27 protein-coding genes and 1 pseudogene are annotated in these 18231 nt (G+C 38.7%); all 28 read right to left on the bottom strand.

Annotated features, from left to right (window positions below; translation table 11 throughout):
* Positions 1 to 8 precede the first annotated feature (8 nt).
* Positions 9 to 251 carry a hypothetical protein gene (locus Q0505_RS13505; protein WP_299213734.1) on the bottom strand — a complete coding sequence of 81 codons (243 nt, stop codon included), beginning with the start codon at positions 249 to 251 and terminating at the stop codon, positions 9 to 11.
* Complete coding sequence (locus tag Q0505_RS13500; protein WP_299213732.1) at positions 251 to 856, bottom strand: hypothetical protein; 606 nt, start codon at positions 854 to 856, stop codon at positions 251 to 253. The genes Q0505_RS13505 and Q0505_RS13500 overlap by 1 nt, the downstream gene beginning before the upstream one ends.
* The gene (locus Q0505_RS13495) at positions 853 to 1332 is read right to left on the bottom strand and encodes a peptidoglycan-binding domain-containing protein (protein WP_299213730.1); all 480 of its coding nucleotides are present in this window, start codon (positions 1330 to 1332) and stop codon (positions 853 to 855) included. The genes Q0505_RS13500 and Q0505_RS13495 overlap by 4 nt, the downstream gene beginning before the upstream one ends.
* Before the next feature lie 5 nt (positions 1333 to 1337).
* Positions 1338 to 1865: a hypothetical protein gene (locus tag Q0505_RS13490; RefSeq protein WP_299213728.1), complete on the bottom strand. Its 528-nt coding sequence runs from the start codon at positions 1863 to 1865 to the stop codon at positions 1338 to 1340.
* 11 nt (positions 1866 to 1876) lie between these two features.
* Positions 1877 to 2371: a hypothetical protein gene (locus Q0505_RS13485; protein WP_299213726.1), complete on the bottom strand. Its 495-nt coding sequence runs from the start codon at positions 2369 to 2371 to the stop codon at positions 1877 to 1879.
* Positions 2368 to 2814 carry a hypothetical protein gene (locus Q0505_RS13480; protein ID WP_299213724.1) on the bottom strand — a complete coding sequence of 149 codons (447 nt, stop codon included), beginning with the start codon at positions 2812 to 2814 and terminating at the stop codon, positions 2368 to 2370. Before Q0505_RS13480 ends, Q0505_RS13485 begins: the two co-directional genes overlap by 4 nt.
* 21 nt (positions 2815 to 2835) lie before the next feature.
* Positions 2836 to 3330 carry an N-acetylmuramoyl-L-alanine amidase gene (locus Q0505_RS13475; protein ID WP_299213722.1) on the bottom strand — a complete coding sequence of 165 codons (495 nt, stop codon included), beginning with the start codon at positions 3328 to 3330 and terminating at the stop codon, positions 2836 to 2838.
* A gap of 74 nt (positions 3331 to 3404) precedes the next feature.
* On the bottom strand, positions 3405 to 3827 hold the full coding sequence (locus tag Q0505_RS13470) for a TIGR02594 family protein (RefSeq protein ID WP_299213720.1): 423 nt from the start codon (positions 3825 to 3827) through the stop codon (positions 3405 to 3407).
* Positions 3828 to 3868: 41 nt separating this feature from the next.
* Positions 3869 to 5302 (bottom strand): YncE family protein, encoded by a 1434-nt coding sequence (locus Q0505_RS13465; protein WP_299213718.1) that lies wholly within the window; start codon positions 5300 to 5302, stop codon positions 3869 to 3871.
* Between the two features lie 13 nt (positions 5303 to 5315).
* Positions 5316 to 6092, bottom strand: a complete 777-nt coding sequence (locus tag Q0505_RS13460; RefSeq protein ID WP_299213716.1) for a hypothetical protein — start codon at positions 6090 to 6092, stop codon at positions 5316 to 5318.
* A 4-nt stretch (positions 6093 to 6096) separates the two neighbouring features.
* Positions 6097 to 6513, bottom strand: a complete 417-nt coding sequence (locus tag Q0505_RS13455) for a hypothetical protein (RefSeq protein ID WP_299213714.1) — start codon at positions 6511 to 6513, stop codon at positions 6097 to 6099.
* Between the two features lie 3 nt (positions 6514 to 6516).
* The gene (locus Q0505_RS13450) at positions 6517 to 6744 is read right to left on the bottom strand and encodes a hypothetical protein (RefSeq protein WP_299213711.1); all 228 of its coding nucleotides are present in this window, start codon (positions 6742 to 6744) and stop codon (positions 6517 to 6519) included.
* Positions 6741 to 7292, bottom strand: coding sequence for a hypothetical protein (locus Q0505_RS13445; RefSeq protein WP_299213709.1), 552 nt, complete (start codon positions 7290 to 7292; stop codon positions 6741 to 6743). The genes Q0505_RS13450 and Q0505_RS13445 overlap by 4 nt, the downstream gene beginning before the upstream one ends.
* Positions 7293 to 7313: 21 nt before the next feature.
* The gene (locus Q0505_RS13440; protein WP_299213708.1) at positions 7314 to 7931 is read right to left on the bottom strand and encodes a hypothetical protein; all 618 of its coding nucleotides are present in this window, start codon (positions 7929 to 7931) and stop codon (positions 7314 to 7316) included.
* Positions 7932 to 7933: 2 nt separating this feature from the next.
* On the bottom strand, positions 7934 to 8539 hold the full coding sequence (locus Q0505_RS13435; protein WP_299213706.1) for a hypothetical protein: 606 nt from the start codon (positions 8537 to 8539) through the stop codon (positions 7934 to 7936).
* A gap of 82 nt (positions 8540 to 8621) precedes the next feature.
* Positions 8622 to 9542, bottom strand: a complete 921-nt coding sequence (locus tag Q0505_RS13430; protein WP_299213704.1) for a hypothetical protein — start codon at positions 9540 to 9542, stop codon at positions 8622 to 8624.
* 71 nt (positions 9543 to 9613) lie between these two features.
* A complete protein-coding gene (locus Q0505_RS13425) occupies positions 9614 to 9778 on the bottom strand; it encodes a hypothetical protein (protein WP_299213702.1) in 165 nt (54 codons plus the stop codon).
* Positions 9779 to 9999: 221 nt separating this feature from the next.
* Positions 10000 to 10869, bottom strand: coding sequence for a hypothetical protein (locus Q0505_RS13420; RefSeq protein ID WP_299213700.1), 870 nt, complete (start codon positions 10867 to 10869; stop codon positions 10000 to 10002).
* 167 nt (positions 10870 to 11036) lie between these two features.
* The gene (locus tag Q0505_RS13415) at positions 11037 to 12044 is read right to left on the bottom strand and encodes a hypothetical protein (RefSeq protein WP_299213698.1); all 1008 of its coding nucleotides are present in this window, start codon (positions 12042 to 12044) and stop codon (positions 11037 to 11039) included.
* Positions 12044 to 12520: a hypothetical protein gene (locus Q0505_RS13410; RefSeq protein ID WP_299213696.1), complete on the bottom strand. Its 477-nt coding sequence runs from the start codon at positions 12518 to 12520 to the stop codon at positions 12044 to 12046. The genes Q0505_RS13415 and Q0505_RS13410 overlap by 1 nt, the downstream gene beginning before the upstream one ends.
* A gap of 130 nt (positions 12521 to 12650) precedes the next feature.
* Complete coding sequence (locus Q0505_RS13405; protein WP_299213694.1) at positions 12651 to 13115, bottom strand: hypothetical protein; 465 nt, start codon at positions 13113 to 13115, stop codon at positions 12651 to 12653.
* 14 nt (positions 13116 to 13129) lie between these two features.
* Positions 13130 to 13375 carry a hypothetical protein gene (locus Q0505_RS13400; RefSeq protein WP_299213692.1) on the bottom strand — a complete coding sequence of 82 codons (246 nt, stop codon included), beginning with the start codon at positions 13373 to 13375 and terminating at the stop codon, positions 13130 to 13132.
* Positions 13362 to 14138, bottom strand: coding sequence for a hypothetical protein (locus Q0505_RS13395; RefSeq protein WP_299213690.1), 777 nt, complete (start codon positions 14136 to 14138; stop codon positions 13362 to 13364). The genes Q0505_RS13400 and Q0505_RS13395 overlap by 14 nt, the downstream gene beginning before the upstream one ends.
* A 2-nt stretch (positions 14139 to 14140) precedes the next feature.
* Positions 14141 to 14500 carry a hypothetical protein gene (locus Q0505_RS13390; protein ID WP_299213688.1) on the bottom strand — a complete coding sequence of 120 codons (360 nt, stop codon included), beginning with the start codon at positions 14498 to 14500 and terminating at the stop codon, positions 14141 to 14143.
* A complete protein-coding gene (locus Q0505_RS13385) occupies positions 14493 to 14822 on the bottom strand; it encodes a hypothetical protein (protein ID WP_299213686.1) in 330 nt (109 codons plus the stop codon). The genes Q0505_RS13390 and Q0505_RS13385 overlap by 8 nt, the downstream gene beginning before the upstream one ends.
* A gap of 51 nt (positions 14823 to 14873) precedes the next feature.
* Positions 14874 to 15866 carry a hypothetical protein gene (locus tag Q0505_RS13380; RefSeq protein ID WP_299213684.1) on the bottom strand — a complete coding sequence of 331 codons (993 nt, stop codon included), beginning with the start codon at positions 15864 to 15866 and terminating at the stop codon, positions 14874 to 14876.
* Positions 15859 to 16824, bottom strand: a complete 966-nt coding sequence (locus Q0505_RS13375) for an AAA family ATPase (protein ID WP_299213681.1) — start codon at positions 16822 to 16824, stop codon at positions 15859 to 15861. The genes Q0505_RS13380 and Q0505_RS13375 overlap by 8 nt, the downstream gene beginning before the upstream one ends.
* Positions 16821 to 18231 (bottom strand): annotated as a pseudogene (locus tag Q0505_RS13370) (helicase); the annotation flags it as partial. The gene Q0505_RS13375 and the pseudogene Q0505_RS13370, both read right to left, overlap by 4 nt.

The following is an 18231-nucleotide window of genomic DNA, read 5'->3' as shown; positions in this document are numbered from 1 at the left end:
ATCTGTGTTTAATTATTCATAGTGTTTTTTAATTCACGTAAGTCCGATCCAATCGCTTCAAGCTGTTTATTTGGAAACACCTCTTTTAGTAATCTTTTGATAACAATAAGACTTACTCCAGAGATAAGCAACGTAAGGGCTATTTTTGTAGCGGTTGTATTGGTAATGGTAAGAGTCACTTCCGTTTTAATCCCATCTTTATCAATAAGCGCATTTAAAATACCCCCGCTTAGTCTTCTATTTTCAGACATTACCTTCTTCTTTTGTTTCTGCTCATTAATTTGTTAAATAGTCTTTTGTCTACCTCATTTACTTTTAAAAGGTGCAAGACTCTATCTGCTAGTTTTTGGTCATACTGATCCGTTACATTACCACTCCAACCGTGATACTTTAATAAATACTTTTGTAAGGCAAATACTCTTTCGCCTTTACTGCCTAATTGGAGTGGAAAATCATCAGAGACCGTGGGTAGTTCAGGCGTAATTTTATCTGAAGTATCAGACATAGTTACTTCGTCTATTTCTGTTTCTTGTTCTAGTGTTCCTACTACTTTTGCTTTTCCTTCTTTTATCTTAACCTCTTTTACTTCGGAATCAATAATCGCTTCTTTTTGAATAGCCATCATTGGAGGGTCAACTATTTCTGTAGCTTGTTTTGGTTTTGAAATAGGCTCATTTTCAGGAACAATCTTCATTTGAACGACAGGGGTGGTATCCTTTTTAGAACTTGATTTTTCAGGAGCCTGTTTTATGGCAATAGTCTTATTTTCACATAAAGCCGATATACATCCAATGACAAGTCCGCTTCCAAGGATCAAAAGACCACTAATTCCTATTTCTTTGCTAGTTATTTTCATATTCCTAAAAGTTTTAAAGTGTTTTTCATGGACTGAATATCAGACCGTGTGAAGCTTGTTTTTCCTAATTGTTTTTGAGCGCCTTTAGCGGTTAGATTACCAAAAATACCATCTACCCCGTCTCTTTTTGGTCCACTACGTCCTAATGGCTCTTTATAGTATTTTAAATAGCGTTGCAGAATCTTTACATCTGGATGCCTACTTCCTTTTTTAATGTAAATAGAAGAAGATGATGACGAACTTGAACTTGAATTTGAAGATGTGTTACTGTTTGAAATGGGTCTAAAGGGCGGGGTGCTAAATACGTCGGCATCTAAAATGTCGTCATCTAAACTTGGAGTACTCTCTTTCTTCTTCTTTGAGAAGTAGTACCACGTAAAACCTCCCACTGCTAGTACCAGAATAATACCGCCTACCACTAAAAGCTGTGTTGAACTGTTAGGCGGGGTCTGTGTTTCATTAATTTGCTCTTTCATAGTCCTCAAGATTGATAGTTAGGGAGTTTTCGTATGGGGCTAGTCACTAGGGTTTGCATCTCTTTTCCGCTTAAAAAGCTATCGAGGTGTTGCCATAAATCCTTTTTGTAGGTGTCGTAAAAAGCACGAGAGACACTACATACTTGGGTTTTATCTCTAAGTTGTTTGCCAAAGACATTACCAACGGCTTTTTCATCATCGTTAAAAGTACCTTTCGCATCTTTCAAGACTTTGGCTAATTCCACTGATTTCGCTCTTGGTAATTCCTTTATAGCTCTAGGGGCTACCCACGCTTTTACATCATCGATATATCCATAATTAAAAGGCTTGTTCCAATTCGGCTCTTCTTTAACCGTTGCTTTTTGAGTGACCGATTGTGGGGTGCTTTGTTTTGGAGAGACTCCGCCTGTCATAGTCATCGATCCTTTTTCAGAGAACTTCTTTTTTTTAGAAAGTAAAAGGTAAATCCCAATACCTGAAACAGCTAATACACTGCCCCCAATCATCCACCAAGTTGTTTTTGATAATTTCATTATATCTTGTTTTATAAGGTTCTATAGGGAGGTAACTTTGCTACAATCCCCATAATAATTTTAATTTCAGAAGTGCTTAAACGATCTTTTAATACATCAATTAAGTTGCTTCCGTATTCCTCTTGATATGCGAAAACAAGTTGTGATACTTGCACTTTATCTTTAAGGCTTCTAAAAACACCATAGATTTTTTCTTCATCGTCATTTAGATACCAAGGGTTTAAAGCACTATAGATTTGAGACGCATACCCTATAGCGGTTTGTGTCTTCAGGGTAATCACTGTTTGAGATACGCTTTGTAAAACCCTGTTTTTATATTGCAAATCAAAAGCTTGACTTGCATCAAGTCCTCCTTCTATATTGGCTAATACCCCTGAGATCGCTTCTAAGAATTGGGCATATCGGGTGTCCCTTTTCTTAGCTCTTACACTCACAAACCCTATAGTGATCACTATAATTCCTAATGCGCTTGCTACGGTTATTTTATGTGCTTTTGTAAATCTCATTTGGATAGTAATTTGCTTGCTCTTCCAATAGGAGTCAGCATTTTTAAATCCTCTACATCTGTACTATCCACTGCTTTTTTACCAATAACAAGGATTCCTATGATAAGGGCAATTAAAAGTATTGGAATACCTATGGCTATAGCTTTAGTTAGATTCTTTCCAAGTCCAAAAAGGTTGCCCTGAATTTCAGAGAGATCAGAGATCGTGCGTGTTGCGATATTGGATACATCTAGGCCTTGTTTGTCCATCCAAGTGGTAAAGGCAGGACGTGTGGTGCAACTCACAGCACCATTACTTTTCCAAGTAATGAGCCACAAGGTTTTGGCATGAGCGCTTCCCACCGCTTTTTTCAAGGCATCAAAATAGCTGATCCATAAATCGCACGGATCATCCTTTTCAGGGATCACAAAGGAGTAGGTATTTACAGTGAGAGCTTTAGACATTTTTAAAAGGATATGAGCTTATTAAACAGTTCTAACTAATGGTCTTTTTTGATATTGATTTTGGATGGGTATTCCAATGGATTCCAACCACCCTTGCATATCAAAAGCAGGGTTTTTAGATTCCTCTGTGCGGATAGGATCATCAAATCCTAAGACTATTATCTTTGGAAAACGAAGGGTATAAAACCTGATAATCGCTTCTAGGGTTTTGGTTTGTTCTATGGTTCGTGTATCCTTCCAAAAGGTTTCTTTGAGCGTTCGTCCCCCAACATACCCAATGTGCTTTACCCGTCCTAAAATGGGATGCTTTCCGCCAGAGATTCCCCATAGATCAACATCGGTGGGACTCTTTTCATTCACTAAAGTTTCGAGTGTTCCATCTTGTAAAACGAGGTAATCAAATCCTGGTCTATTAAATCCTAAACCTCCACTTGAGATAGGGCGGGTATGATGGGTTACAATATCTTGACTACTCAGATTCTTAGCCTCTGAGCTGTCGGTAGAATGTAGTACCAAATAATTGAGTGTTTCTATAATTTCTATGTTCCTTGTTATCTATTATCTATTTTAAATGCTGTCCGTTATAGATTTTATAATCTTCTGAAACCGAGCAATCGGTAGACTGGGTAGGCTTTGATATTTATCTGATTGTTTTGATTGCCTCCTAAACAATAGATTTTTGTTCGATCCTCAGAATACCCGATAAAAAAGCCAACGTGACCTTTCCATGAGTTTTTTGACTCTCTCCAAAAGACCACTACATCTCCCACAGTGGGGGTTATGACTTTTTTCCCAACATCTAGCCAAGAGCGTGCATTTAGCTTTGCGCTCCCTTGCTTATTCGCTTTTAATGCCACCCAATTTGCAAAGGCACTGCACCAAGCTGTTTCATCATCTTTTACCCACTGATGTCCGATCTCTTTAAAATAATTGACAATAGCAGGGCTATGTAAACGCCCTACCTTTTCGGTAATTCCATATTGACTAAGGGCTATAGTGATAAGTGTATTCATTTGTTTAAGGGATTAAAATGTTTGTATAATTTGAGGTATTTCTAGGAACGATCTAGCTCATTTTCTAAAAGGTCAAACCAATCTAGTTTGGTGTAATAAATAAGTAATGTGATCGTGGTTTGTGCAGGAATGGTAAAGTACCATCTGTGAAGTCCGTCAATGACGGTTCCCTCTATTTCGTGGACTTCTGCTACATTTAAAAAGTTTTGAGGGCTGTTATAATTTCCAATGCTTAGAGAGCGACGATCACTTTTCCCACTGACTGAAATATCTTCGAGTTCCAAAGTATTCATAAGCCGATCACTACTAATGATTTTTAAATGTTTTACTTGTGCTGGATTAAATTGAAACTCCTGACGATACTCATCATAACCTTCTTTTATGCTTACCTCTTGATTAGTAACCCGTCCAAGGGTTACACTATTGAGCGTTGCTTTTGAAACAGCTACCAAACCGCTAGTGGGATGGATCGCAATACCCGTTTCAAAATCTGCTATAGGGTAAGGAGTGATAAACTCATTATCTGCATTTAATCTCAACACCTGATTATTGGTGGTCTCCCCGATATATAAAAGTCCTTCCGATTCGCTATAAGCGATACTACCGCCCACACCTTCTAAGGGAATTTGACTGGCTACAAATGATGTGGTATCAATAGCAAGTAAAGAAGCGTCGTCTGCAAGGATACCATAGATGTGTTTTGCTAGAGGATAATATGCCCATGAGGTAATATGCTTTGTTATCTGATCTATAAGTCCTACACGATTATGTGCAGTATCATAAATGAATACCTCTCGTGAAAGAGGAATATAGATATATACATTTCCTGTATCGCTATCAAGTCCAATGCTTAAAGGAATACCCTCAATAGATCGCTGTTCTACCACTCTAGTTGGGGTATCGATCACAAACATATTGGCTTCTGTAATTCCAATCACATAAAGTGAATCATCGATAGGGTTATAGACAAAGCCCGTAGGGCGTTTGATAACCGATAATTCCTCACTAATGGTAAAATCCAATGCAATAACACTTATACTATCTCGAATGGAACTCAGTACATACACCTCTCCATAATTTGGACTATCTGCTCTGGTATGTACCGTTATAGCAATAGGAGAATAAGAGATGGTAAAGGGAATGCTAGAAAGGGCGATGGTATGCAAGACCATTCCTTCGCTATTAAATACGCTCACATTATCAGAGAGCTGATTGACCACATAAAACAAATTATTGGCAGGGTTATAGACCATCCCTTGTGGATAACTCCCAACAGCAATGGTTTGAGTATCGTTAAAACGATTGGTAAATTTCTCGGTGGTAGTGAGCGATAAATCGCTATTTGCGCCCCATAAACGCACCCGCTCAGAAGTATCAGTCGAATTACAAATAACAAATTGAACAGACTGAAACTCTTTTGTAAGAGTCTTATAGAAATTTCTATAGGTATAGTACGAATCTAAAGGGTGTGTCATGACTGTTTTTGTTTTATGTGTAACGAATCGATTCTTTCTCATGGGTATAACTTTCTATAAAGTCAAGAACCTCACGGGTGCGTTCTAACTGTGCCTGCCCAATAAGCTGTGGATAGCTTCCAAATATTTTTGTCATCGCATAGACCGCTTCGATCTTTGGAAAGCCATAATCTAAATACTGCTTGATCCCACATACATCGGCGGTGGTTTGGCTTCTCGTATTTAAAAACCAATGGCATCCTTCATGTGCTAAAATCGCTACGCGAATAGGAATGCTATAACCTACAAACAAGCGCTTTGAGATTTGAACTCTCGGCATTAATCGGTGGGTTCTCGCTGGGGTAATGAGTTCTTTTCCCAAGGGATCGGTAATAGAGGCCACGTAATGAAATAAAAACTCTTGGTTTTGGCTATCATAAAAACCCGTTGGGGTATGTCCTGCCTTTTGAGCAAATTCAATGGCAAATTTCAAGAATCGATGTTGTGACTCAGATGCCCATACTAGGGCAGGTTCCATCTCTGCTACTTTAAATGAGATTACCGAAAAATGCTGATCGTGTACTGCGTTTTTATCAAAAAGAAACAGCTCCATTTTTTTTGAAGACACAGGAAATTTGAGTTCAAAATCACGCTGTTGTGAAGGGTTTAAAAACCGAGCTTTACGACGCAAGTAATACGTATGAGGGTATCTAGGATCATAGGCTTGAATTCCTAACTCCATAGCTCGGTGCGCCCTAATCCGCAAGTGGATCACAAATCGCTTCTTATTTGTTGGAATTGGAATAATCATATCGTTAGTGTGATTGTCTTTTTTTATAAATAACCACCCCAATGATCCCAACAACCAAAACACCACCGATGACAAAAAACAGCACAGGAATACCACTTTTTTCATCCGAGGTGTTATCCTGTTCTTGCCCAAAGGAGAGTCCCAATTCAAAATCACTTGAAGACTCTAGGCTATCGGTTTGAACAGGGTTTAACAAAGTATCTACCGCTTGTCCGATAGCTGTAGCGCCCCCTATATCACGATATACATTCCCTATTTTTTTTGCAAATACTTTTTGACGTGCCTTTCTAGCAATCACTTTAGGGTTTGCATTTCGCACGGCGCGACGTGCCTTTCGAGCTTGACGACGTGCTTTTCGTTTTTTCTTACTACCAAAAAAAGCATCTTCTTGGAAGTCCTGTTCTATATAAGCATCTATCATTTGTTATAGAATGTGTAAGATTCGTAAAGTGCTGTCTACCGCATCATAAGCAATGGCATTATAGGCTTTGCCAACAAAGGGATACCCCTTGGCTTCTCCAGGGGGCAAGATCACGCCATTGACTGTGGCATCTGTGATACCCGTATTTTTAAAAGACGCAAATAAAAAACCCGCCTCTAACTGTCCTTGTCCGTCAGTTTCAATCTCTATTGGATTTGCTTGTGTATTCATAGTCTATCTTTTTTTTGCCCTTTCCATACGACATACCCTACAATAGCGGTAGTGGTTATAACAAGGGCAACAATGAGTATTTTTTTCTTTGAACCCTTCCCACTTTCAGGCTTTTGAGTTTCATCTTCTTTTTGAGCGACTTCCTCTTTAAGGGCTTTTACTTTTTCCTTGGTGACTCGTCTTGCAGAGGCTCTCTGAGAAGGTGCTACCTTCTTTTTAATTTCAAGTGACTTCTCAGTGGTGGTCGCCATTTTTACTAATGGCGATCTCTTTAAAGGGGTTTGTCTTGGCTTACCAAATTGAATTGCTTGCTTTCTTGATAATAGAATTTGTGGTTTTGCTCTGCCTTGTGTTTGCCAACTAGGCAATGAATAGGGGCGACCTATACCTCGTATCACTCTTGGCAAGGTTCTACTTCTTTTTTTAGGACGATATCGCTGAGCAATCCCACGATTAGTCCTTATGGGTCGCATAGGAAGTCTATACAGATTAAAATCATCGTATAACTCCTCTTGTTCTAAAAAATCTTCTTTATATATAGGGATCATAATTTCTATGGTATCGAAACATTATACTTGGGTTGGACGTGGACGAGACATAAACAGGACAACCCCAATAAGACTTACCAAGACAACCGCTCCACCTACCATGAGCATGGTTTGTGAGCGTTTCTTAGCTTTTTCTTCTCGCTCTCTACGCTCACGCTCTTCTCGCTCTCTGCGAAGTTGTTCTTCTCTTTGGCGCTGTTGTTCCTGCATCCGCTGGATTTGCAGTTCTAAATCTCGTTTCGCCTGTAAAGCTTGGGATGAGGAGGCATTATTATTACTGTTATTATTATTGCCTTTTTTCTTTTTTAAAAGCCCCCCAATAGCGCCTATCGCACCTTTGATTAATCCGCCAAAAAAAGCATCTTCCGCCTCGGGTAGATCAAATCCAACTTTGCGAAGCCATAACATAGAATTCCCCGCCACATCTATGTGACGATCTACTAGCTTGGAAAGTTCATCAGTAAAATTACTAGGGTCATTTTTTAAAAGCTCCACAGTGGCATCAATGAGTTGCCTTTTAGTGGGGGGATTTTCAAAGCCCACTCCATAACGGGCTATTAATTCGGTTAGAGAACCACTAGCGGTAAGGATTAAATGTCCTATTAAATTAATGGCTTCATTATATTGCTGCTGTGTCATGGTTAACTGTTTTTAGAAAATGAAAACACCCAACCCATAAACATACCTACACCAAAGATGCTAGCATAAATACCAAGCTCCCTTTTAGTGAGTAAGGCATAAGAAGTTTCTGTTTTGAGTTCTTCTTTTAAAGGGGGTGTTGGCGCATCTGAGCGCAAAGAGTTCCAAAGCGCTTCAATTTCCTTTTCTAGTTCGCTATCATTAGGAGTGGCTCTGTGTTTTTTAATCAACGCTTCCAAACGAGTGTTGCGATCTGTTTCGCCACTCTCTGAAATAAAGTTATCTTGAGGTAAAGCAGACGCTTTTTTACAAGAACCACAACCACTTTTTTTAGTATCGTCAAGTTTGGTTTTACAGTTCTCGCATACCTTTGGAGGGCTTACCATAGAGAGAATCGCTTTTTTATCTGGGTGTATTTTTAAAAGCGCTTCAATAATCTTGCGCCCTTTTTCGCGAACAAGCTCTTTGATAGCATCTACAAGGTCTTCAGGGTCTTCTACAGATTCAAAACCTTCATCGTATAAAAGCTTTTGAGCTTCCAATATATTGTGATACACAATGTAATCGATCCGATTTTGTCCCAATTCAGTATATCGGGTAGTCTTCATAAAGTAACATGAGTTTAATAAGTCAGTATAGCGTTATAAACCCGCTATACTGACTAAGGTTACAGATAGATTTCAAGCCCTTCTAACGTCTTCGGCGAATCAGTTGAGTGCTAGGACGTCTTTTTGTGCGTCTTCTGGTAACACGTTTTCGACTACTAGGGCGTAGAGGTCTACGACGTGTTCTACTCGGACGTCTACGTGGGGGAAGCCCTAATGCCGTAGGTCGTTTACGTCTTACTAAATCTAATTGAGGAAGTCCTGTTGTTCTAGGTGCGTGAGAGAGTTCTGCCACGTTTTGACCACGAAGTAGGTTTCCTAGATTCGCACGCGCTTTTACTGTAAAGGTAAAGACCGCCTTGCTGTTGGCATTGATCGTAAAACGAAGTGCATCCTGTCCTGTCACATCCATTTCAAAATTGTCATCATCAATAAGGGTATTGTTGAAATTTTGAGGAGAGGTCGCATTACGAGGTTGATATACCCGATTGGTTTGCGTTCCCGATGCAGTGCGCCTTTGAATACGAAGTACATTATCAAACTGTATCGGTGCGCTAACAGAGTATTTCATTCCCGCAATCTTAAAAGGATGCGCTTTACTCTCTTCACGTACTTCTTTATGAGAAGATTCCTCAACCACCACAGTAACCCCATTGGGTTGTGCTTCTTCCGCATTCGCCCCAAAAAGAATAGCTATTGCCGATTCCGTAGAGGTATTGGTAACAGAAATGGTCAGGGTACGATCATTAGGATTGATACGTCCTATGCTCTGTTTGGTATAATCATCATACCCTCCTAAAGCCTCAATATATCCGTCCTCTTCATAAGGATCATCAAATTCGTCATCGAACTCATCATCATAACCATCATAAAGGTCTTCTTGGTCATCATATCCCTCTAATCCTGTGTCAAATTCGTCTTCATCAAATTCTCCCCCGTAAAAATCATCATAGCGATCCTCCGCTTCTTCTTCGTATCGCATTAATTCATCATTATATGGATTCATAAGTGTTTGTTTTTTTTAGTTTAAAATCTTTTTTAGAAATAGCCTCTTTTAAAAAAGACTTAAAAGCTGTTTTACTTCTTAGCTGCAACAGCTTGTTGTTTTTCTTTTTCTAATTTTTTAGCCTTGGCTTTTGCCATCATAGGAGCTATCAAAAAAGCGCCTAATAATACTCCTGCAATACCAGCTCCTGCGATATAAGCAACCGCTTTCATATCAATGTTTGATTCTTGTGCCATCAATGTGTTTTTTTTAAATGTTAATTCTTGTTTTATTCACGTCAAGTGATCTTATGTTCTTACTTGGGTGCAAGTTCCCATCAAACGTTCTCAATTCCTTGGCGCGACTTTGGTAAAGTGACAATCCGAGGGTTTTTAAAAATTGTAAATACCTTACTTAGTGATATTTATAGTTTTTGTAAACACCTCCAAAACGACCAAAGTCTGTAAAAAAGGGCTTTTTAATTCTCCTTAAAGTGGCGTAAATAGCCTGAAATAAGATGGATCATTACGGCATTTCGATCCTTATAAATCGCATTACCACCAAAATCACGCTCTTGTAATAGCATTCGTATTTTCTTGGTTTCTTCTTGATCTATAAATCGTTTTACAGCTTTGATATAGCTCTTTTTACTGCATCCTATAATCTGTTGTTCTCGCATATTGACATACACGAAAAAACTCTTTAATACCTGATATCTCTTTTCAGATATTTGACCTAAAGAAAAAGCCCTTGAAGACAATTCATAATGATCATCCACAATTAGTTGAGCAATACGTACCAAATTGTATTTGGGAATACGATCCCGATACCGAGTCACATCATCCACTTGATGATGTAGTCTAAGCCACGTACAGTTTTGCCATTCTGAAGTGGTAATCTTAGCGACTGATTGATGAGTAAGTAACACATCAATCCCTTTGTGTCTGACCGTACATAAAGCACCAATCATATTCTGACCTTTAGCCCCTGCCATGTAATGATCGATATCATCCAAGACCACCATCCCATTTTTATAATGCTTCATAATCTTTTCAATGACCTCTCGCTTTTGAGAAGTGTCCATCGGACTGCCATCAGGATTAAAAGGACGGATACGCCGTGCATGAATCTTGGAAAGTGATTTGATATGATTAGGGTCTACCGTTGTAAATTCTGGATAATCATCATCATTGGTATCAAAAGCTAATACTTTTCGTCCCTTTTTACCAACGGCTAAATGCTGTTGCATATACTGATAGATCTCTAATTTATTCCGATAGGTTTTTCCAACACCCGTCTCCCCACAAACAAGCATAATCATAGGTTGGCGCTTAGTGGTTATCTTCATAGCCCATAGGTTTTTAATTTTTTTTACGTGATTGTTTTTTTCAAAAAAGAGATGAGTGATCCCTGCCATCCTACTTTATAAGCAGATGGAATACCCTCTCTTTAAAAAAAAGAGATGTTAATCTACCTCCTTAAAAAGAAGTAGATCGGTTACTATTTAGATGTCAGCTAGGAAGTGTCATCGGAGTCTTGAAAATCCCCGTCTTGATCTTGGAGCGTCGTCTTTGTCGCTTGCCTTTTTTTCTGGCTTGACTTAGAACTAGAAGAAGTAATCCCTTGCTTTTGATTTACCTCTGGAGTACTTACCTCTTCATAGACTAAGTGCATTTCATCCATTACACTAGTGGGGGTATAGGCTGTATTATGAAATGCCTGCTCATCACTTTCTAGCTCATCATAACTAGGGGCAACAACCTGCTCTTTTATAAAAACTTCTTCTTGCGCTGTATCTGTTGTAGCTTCTTCTTGCGCTTGTTGCGCTTGTTGTGAATTTGTAGCCTCTGGGAGTTTTGCCTCACGTACAATCTGTAAGATGCGCCCTTCTAGGGATTTGTTTTCATTTCGCACCTCCATGACTGTCTGCGCTTTTTTGACAATCACTGAAATAATAGCTCCTAAGAGTTGCTGTTCAGGGGTGAGTTGCTTGGTTTTGCTTTTTATTACCTGCGCCAACAAAGGGGTTAGAAGTGCTTTATCATCCTGATCCAAACGAATACGTTTAATATTCTTTTCGTTTTGGGTATCAATCACTTCAACAAGTTCCTCAAATTCAAAGAACTCTTCGTGCTTAGTAATCTTAACAAAAAAGCCCCCACCAACGGCTAAAAAGTTATCTGCCATACCCAAGAGCGCCTCTGCTGTTTGAGTAGCTTGTTTATCAGATATGATCGCCTGTGGAGTCTCTTTTTCTTGTGAATTACTAGATTCTTCTCCAATATGTTGTTGTGGAGCATCTGCTATGATTTGCTGCGTTTTTTCATGAGCGTGCGCATCTTCAGCAGTTTTACGAAAACTAGCGTTATCGGATGTTCCTTTTTCAGAAACATCAGCAATATCGCCTGTTTTGACCGCCTGATTCAGCGGACTTTGTGCCTCTGAAATCGGCACCTCCAAAATGCGATCTTGATTTGTATCATCAAGTGCCTCTTGAATCTCTTTTTCTAATTCGTCATCCATTACTTTGTTTTTAATTCTAATAAATAGGTTATAAATGAAGCTTCTAGCGCATCAAATCGCTTAAAGAAGTCTTTGTAAAAAGGTTTAATCACTACTATTTCTTCAAGTTTTTTATAATTATAGCGTATGTTTCTTCTTTTTTGTCTGTAATAATGAGCGATGGTCTGATAGTTCATATCTACGTGTTTAATCAGTAAATAGTAACAACACATACGGGCGTCTCTAGCATTTTGATCCTGAGATTCTAAAAAGTCGTCACCCGAAAAACCAAAGTGCTTTTTAGCACGAACAGTTAGAAAATTAATGATCAGCGTTTCTTTTTCTGAATCATCTAAAACCGTTTTGCCAGATGTTATTCCATCTAACATCACAATGGCTCTGGTAATCCCAAATTTGGAAACTAATTCTTGTACCCGCGTATCAAGCAAACCATAAATGGTCAGATTCTCTTTCGATATGTCCTTTTGCTCGTTCATAGTATCAAACTACATCTTTATGATATCCGATGGTAAATCAAGCGCAATTACTACTTGGTTAATTCTTAAACACCTAGCTACCTAGTAATGCGTCATTCAAGTAGTCAGTAAATGGTCAGTAAAAACACACCTAAGTAGTCATTACTGATATACTGTATCGATAGGTGAAAAAACAAGTTCTTGTAATACAGTACTTTCCAATAATTGTCACCTTTGAGAGAGGCAAAGCAATACCCAATTCTCTTAGGGTAGAGCGCAAAATATTTTTATGCTTTTTTTGATCAATTAGCCCTTGTAAGGTGTCTTCGTACTGACTCTTTTTCTGCGCATCAGGCTTTGGTCTTGTTTCTTTTGCTATTGATTGATCAGCGTTATGCTCCTTATGGAGCTTTTTAACTTGTTTGATATCCAATAGGATTTCAGTGTCTAATTCTTGTAATTGACGATCTAATTCTTGAGCATCTTGCCCTTCTAGGTCTTTCTCTAATCCTAGCATTTTACCAAAAACACCTATCTTATCTTGAATATCGCTAGGCAAGTGTGCTACTTCTAATGAGTGCTTATCTAAGTAATGCTCATGTGTGATCTTTTTCATAAGTTTAAAAGGGATTATACAATTTGTAATTGTTGTTTGTTTAATAGGCTTTCAACACCGTTGGATAATAATGCAGTGGCTAGCGAAGTGGCTAAGACAATCCCGAGGGTTTTGCCAAGTTCTGCCCCTTTAGGAATTCCAAACTGAAAACCTTCCTTAGTATCAGAATTCCTTCCAAGGTTATAATACAAAAGCGCTTCGGCAAGCCCAATGGCGAGTCCAGCTCCTGTGATAATGAGCATTTTTTTATTTGTTGTCATTTGCTTCTATTCTTTTAGTAATGTCTTTAAATTTCTGTTTCAGTGCGACCTTTCCTTTTTCTGCCAGGGTTTCGTTCATCTGAAAAACACCGACCACTTTTTTATGAATATGTAAACTCATTCTTTTTACCTCTGCTATTTTTTGCTTGTCATCTCTAAAGCGCTCTGGCACTAAATTCGCAATAGCATTGATGTGGTTATACACCTTTTCATACATAGTCTTAGGGATGGTGGTGGTTTTCTTTTTAGGGTTTTTTCGTGTCGCACCTCTTTTTCGGCATTCCTCTACCTCTTTCTGCAATGCCTCTAACTTACTTAGGGCGGGTGTTGCAGGTTTGTTTTTTTTATTTGTAGACTTCTTTTTAACTTGTTTTGACTTTACCTCTTGCTTTTTAGGCGTATGAATTTTAGAATTTTCCTTTTTAGATGATGGTGCTTTCCTTTGTTTAACGACCTTTTTTTTAAGCGTTGTTTGTTTTGGCTTGGCAACCTCTTTTTTGACAGCTACTTGTGTTGGTTTAACAACTTCTTTTGAAGAAACCACCACTTCCACACATGGTTTTTCCTTTTCAGCTATAGCCTCTGGATATACATCTTGCACCATTTCTAAAATGAGCGTCGCACTTTCTTTAGTGGCTTCTATAAAGTCCTGTTTGTCTTCTGCTGTGCTATACTCCTGAATGAGTTTTTGAATTTCATTTTTAATATCCTCGTTGATGATTTTGGTCAAATCAAGGGCTTCTATCTGTGCTATTTGTGTCATAATTATGCGCTTTTTGAGTTTAGGCTAAGTTTCAGCTTTACTAATTTTAATATTCGCAAACGCTCGTTTTCACGAATCCGAATAGCCTCTTTAGTTAAAAGAGGAATTTCTTTGATCTCTGGTTGTTTAATTTCTGATTCTTTGACAGTCTGTTTACGATGCTTCTCTAGGATTTCAAATAGCAAGCTGTCTGCTTGTTTTGACGTGGGATCATCGATGGTAAAATGTTGGGTATGCTTTTTTATTAGTGCATATCCATGGGTAAGTACTAATGGGCTTCCTGTTTGATGTATAATTTCTTGTTGATGGGAAATAGCAATATCCTTTAGCTCGTTTGGTTTTATATCTTTTAATCTATACATAGCGCTTGTTTTTATAATTAGTAAACTCTTGGGTAGGATAGGCTCTTAAACTCTTGAAAAAAGCATTTGCTTCTGCTTGATCTGCGTAATGAATAGAGCAGTTTTGAGCGCTTCCGTCTACATTAAAACAGCGATAGCGGTAGTATTGAATAGGGCGCTCAACATCACGAATATCTACTTCTACCCATCGAAGAATGAGGGTCTCTTTATGAAAATTTGAGGTCATTATTTGAAAGTCAAAGCACGACTCTTTACATCCCTGATTAATTAAAACGGCCTGATCCATTATTTTTTTAATACTGTCTTTTTGTAAATTTTCCATGTTCATAATTTGGTTATATCCTTTTGAAATGAGAATGGTATAAAATGACCATTATGGGCTGTATTCCATCAGAATACGTGATACTTCTCTTACGGCACTATCTATGGAATAGCTTTGATTAAACAGTAGTACATCGGGGGTATGATCCATATAGGCATCAGTAATTCGCTCATCGATTTTCCCTAATCCACTAGGGATATTCAGTCCGCAATAATCAGCTAAAGCAATAATCCCTTTAAAGCCATTGAACCTGAAATAACGAGGGTCACTTCCCATCACTAAAAGTTGATTGATATCAAGTGGTTCTTCAAAGGGTTTTACCCTAATGACCGATACAATGGTATGTACCCCGAAAGAAGTGCCTAATAGCACGTCAATAGCAACTCCTATATGACAGCTCTCTAAATACTCGGTTAATAAAGCAACCACGATGCCCACATAATACAAGGCATCGCCTTGTATATTGGCATTTGCCCCAGCTAATAGGGTAAGGGTCAGGGTGGGTTTGGATGCCGATGTATTCTCAAAATAAAGGTGGGTGTTTTTAACCGTAGTAGCTTTGTCTTTTCCTAGTTCAATTTTAAGTTGATGATGAAATCTCTCTAACTCGCTACTCCCTTTTGTAAAGGGGATTTTATACAAGCCCATCATCGCACGATCAAAAGAAAATACGCCTAAACCTTTACTGTTGGCACTTAATTGAGGGCGCTTTAGTAATTCATCTTCCACAAGCTCGGTATAACGATCAAGTTCCTTTTGGATTTTAGGGGCGATGACCTCTAAAAGTTCCATTTTCCCAAAGTAGCGATGCGCTTCTAAATCCTTCATAGATGTTGGCGGGGGATTTCCATACCAATCACTTGACTTAACAATACGCGTTTGCGCATTTTTAATAATCACTTCTAGTGTTTGTGCATTGCCCATAAATAGGGACTTGCATTGTTTTTCTACAAAATCATGATACGCTGTAGGACTCCCAAAAGGGATGTATTGAAAGCGTTGCTTCTTATAAGAATGGGTATGTATGATAGGAGCTTTAGACACGGCGAGCATATTCTTTTGAAAATTCTGTTTTAGCCTCGGCAGATTTATAGGTATTTATAAAGCCATCATAGCCGATTTCTACTTTGATCTTTTTAGCTTTTTCGCTATTCATTACCCAGAAATAACTCTCTAGGGCATCGTGCAATGTTTTACCATGATCATATCTGTTAAATCGATGATCATCGTCATCCGTGATACCCATTTCGCGAATCATTTCAAGGACGTATGAACGTTGCAAGTTCAGCATGGTACGAAGGGTCATAATATCTTCAGTAGTGTCATCCCCAGCATCTTTCGCCTCATAGCGTAAAATGGCTGTACGAATGGCTTGACAATGTGATACAAGGGTTGGGTAAATCAGAGCTTTTTCTAAACGTTCATTAAAACCTACATGATAAATACATCCGCTAAAGCGGTCAATAAGGGAGGCATCTTGCTTACTATTGCCTACATAATGTTTACTAAAGCCTTTACCCGTCGTATTCCCTGTAGCAATACACCCAAAATGGGGGTGTTTTACAATCGGCTCATTCAGCCCATTAAAAATAACCGCCTCTTCACTCGCGCTTTTGGCTAAGGCATCATTGAGTAAACTTGCCGTATTTGGATCAAGCTTGGGCATCTCATCTAGGATAAGAATTTTACCATCTTGCCATGCCTCTATGAGTCCTCCTTCTTTATAGCCCGTCATGGTTTGTCCACCTTTAATCTCGGTAGGGGAAGTCCACTGACTGCAATTAATCGTGATGTAGGGAAGCTCTTTTTTATCCCTTTCGTGACGACCAAAAAGAGAATAACTCACTTTTTCTGCAAGGGTGGTTTTTCCTGTTCCTGCCGATCCCACTAGAAAGACATTATTCCCCCAAATCAAATCATCCAAAATCTTCATAAAATTGGGAACCTGATCCATCTCGGGAATATCGATTTTTAACTGTTTATATCGCTGATTTGTTGTCATAGTATTTGTTCTAATTCTTGATGTAATTGGAGTTTTGCCACAAATTCTGTTAAGGGAGTAACCCTACTAATCTCCTCACTATACGATGCTTTTCCTAATTCCAAAGCGCTGTATCTACCAAAGACAAATTCTGTATTCCCACTCTCATGGGGATGGTTAAAGATGAAATACCCCAGGGTTTCAATGGCTTTAAATAATGGAGTATCACTAAGGATCTCTACAAGGGCTAAAAAGTCAGCGTATACCTTAGTATCACTACTCGCATTTTTCCATAGTGTATAGGATTCCGTAGCATTTCTAAAAACAGGGATGAGCGTGAAATTATACCGCTCCTTATCAGAAAGCCGTCTGTTATACACCACACGCCCTAATGGGTACTGACCATCTCCTTCAAAGAAGTTTTCAAAGCCTGCACTTGGATGACTTGATTTGCCATACGCTGTTCCCAATTCATACACATAACGCTCCTTAGATCGCTCGGTCCGCGACCGCCAGTCTTTTTCGTTTTCTTCTTTTAATTCTTTGACCTGTTTTGTGCCATCAAAGTAATAGATACCATACTCATTGAGTTTGTTTAAAAAAGAAGGGAGGTGAGACAGGGAAATAACCCCTGTCATTTCATTTCCGTTTTGCACGAAATCTGGTAACTCGTTTGAGTCAGCTCCCATTCTTGGGATTAAGAGTTTTTGCAGTTCAGGATCAATAATCGCCTTGTAGAGTTCCTTCTTTTCAAGGAACACACTAAAGGTCGTAGCGCTTATTTTTTCAAATCGTACCGAGTCCTTATTTGCTTTAAAATAACCCCCAATAGCCAAATCTGTAATCTTAGATAGTGCCTCACTAATGGGATAGCTACTTTGGCTATAAAAAGAAGCATCCGTATCTCTTGATAGTAGAATACCACTTTGAATTGCTCCATTTTTGGTATTGTATTTAATCAATCTGTTTTTTCCATCAATATACCCAGCCGAGGCTAGAATATTTTCTGTTAGGATTTGGCGCTGTTCACGCTTGACAGAGGCCTCTTTAATACGATTATTCCATAGGGTAAGTACTTCTTCTTGCTCTCTTTCGGTAATAGCAGTAGATTTACTTTCTTTAAAAATAGCACTTAGAAGATCATTATCTCCTCCTTCATTTAAGGAAACACTCAGCGCTTTACGGCTATCTGTAACTGCGAAGTTTAATCGAATATTTCCAAGGGTATAGGGATTTTTGGCGCTGTTGCCAATACTAACCCCCAAGAACACGCCCCATGAAGGTGCAATCGAAGCGCTATAGCTTGATGGGACTTTGACTGCATCCCCAATCTGCCACAAGCCAATGTGGGATTCGATTCGTTTACGGGTGGTCTCTAATTGGCGTAAGTATTTGTCAAGACTCTGCTGTTTTTCATCTATGATTTCT

Source organism: uncultured Dokdonia sp., assembly GCF_937910895.1.
GTDB lineage: Bacteria > Bacteroidota > Bacteroidia > Flavobacteriales > Flavobacteriaceae > Dokdonia.
Note: the sequence above shows the minus strand (reverse complement) of the source record. Positions and strands in the feature narration are given on the sequence as shown.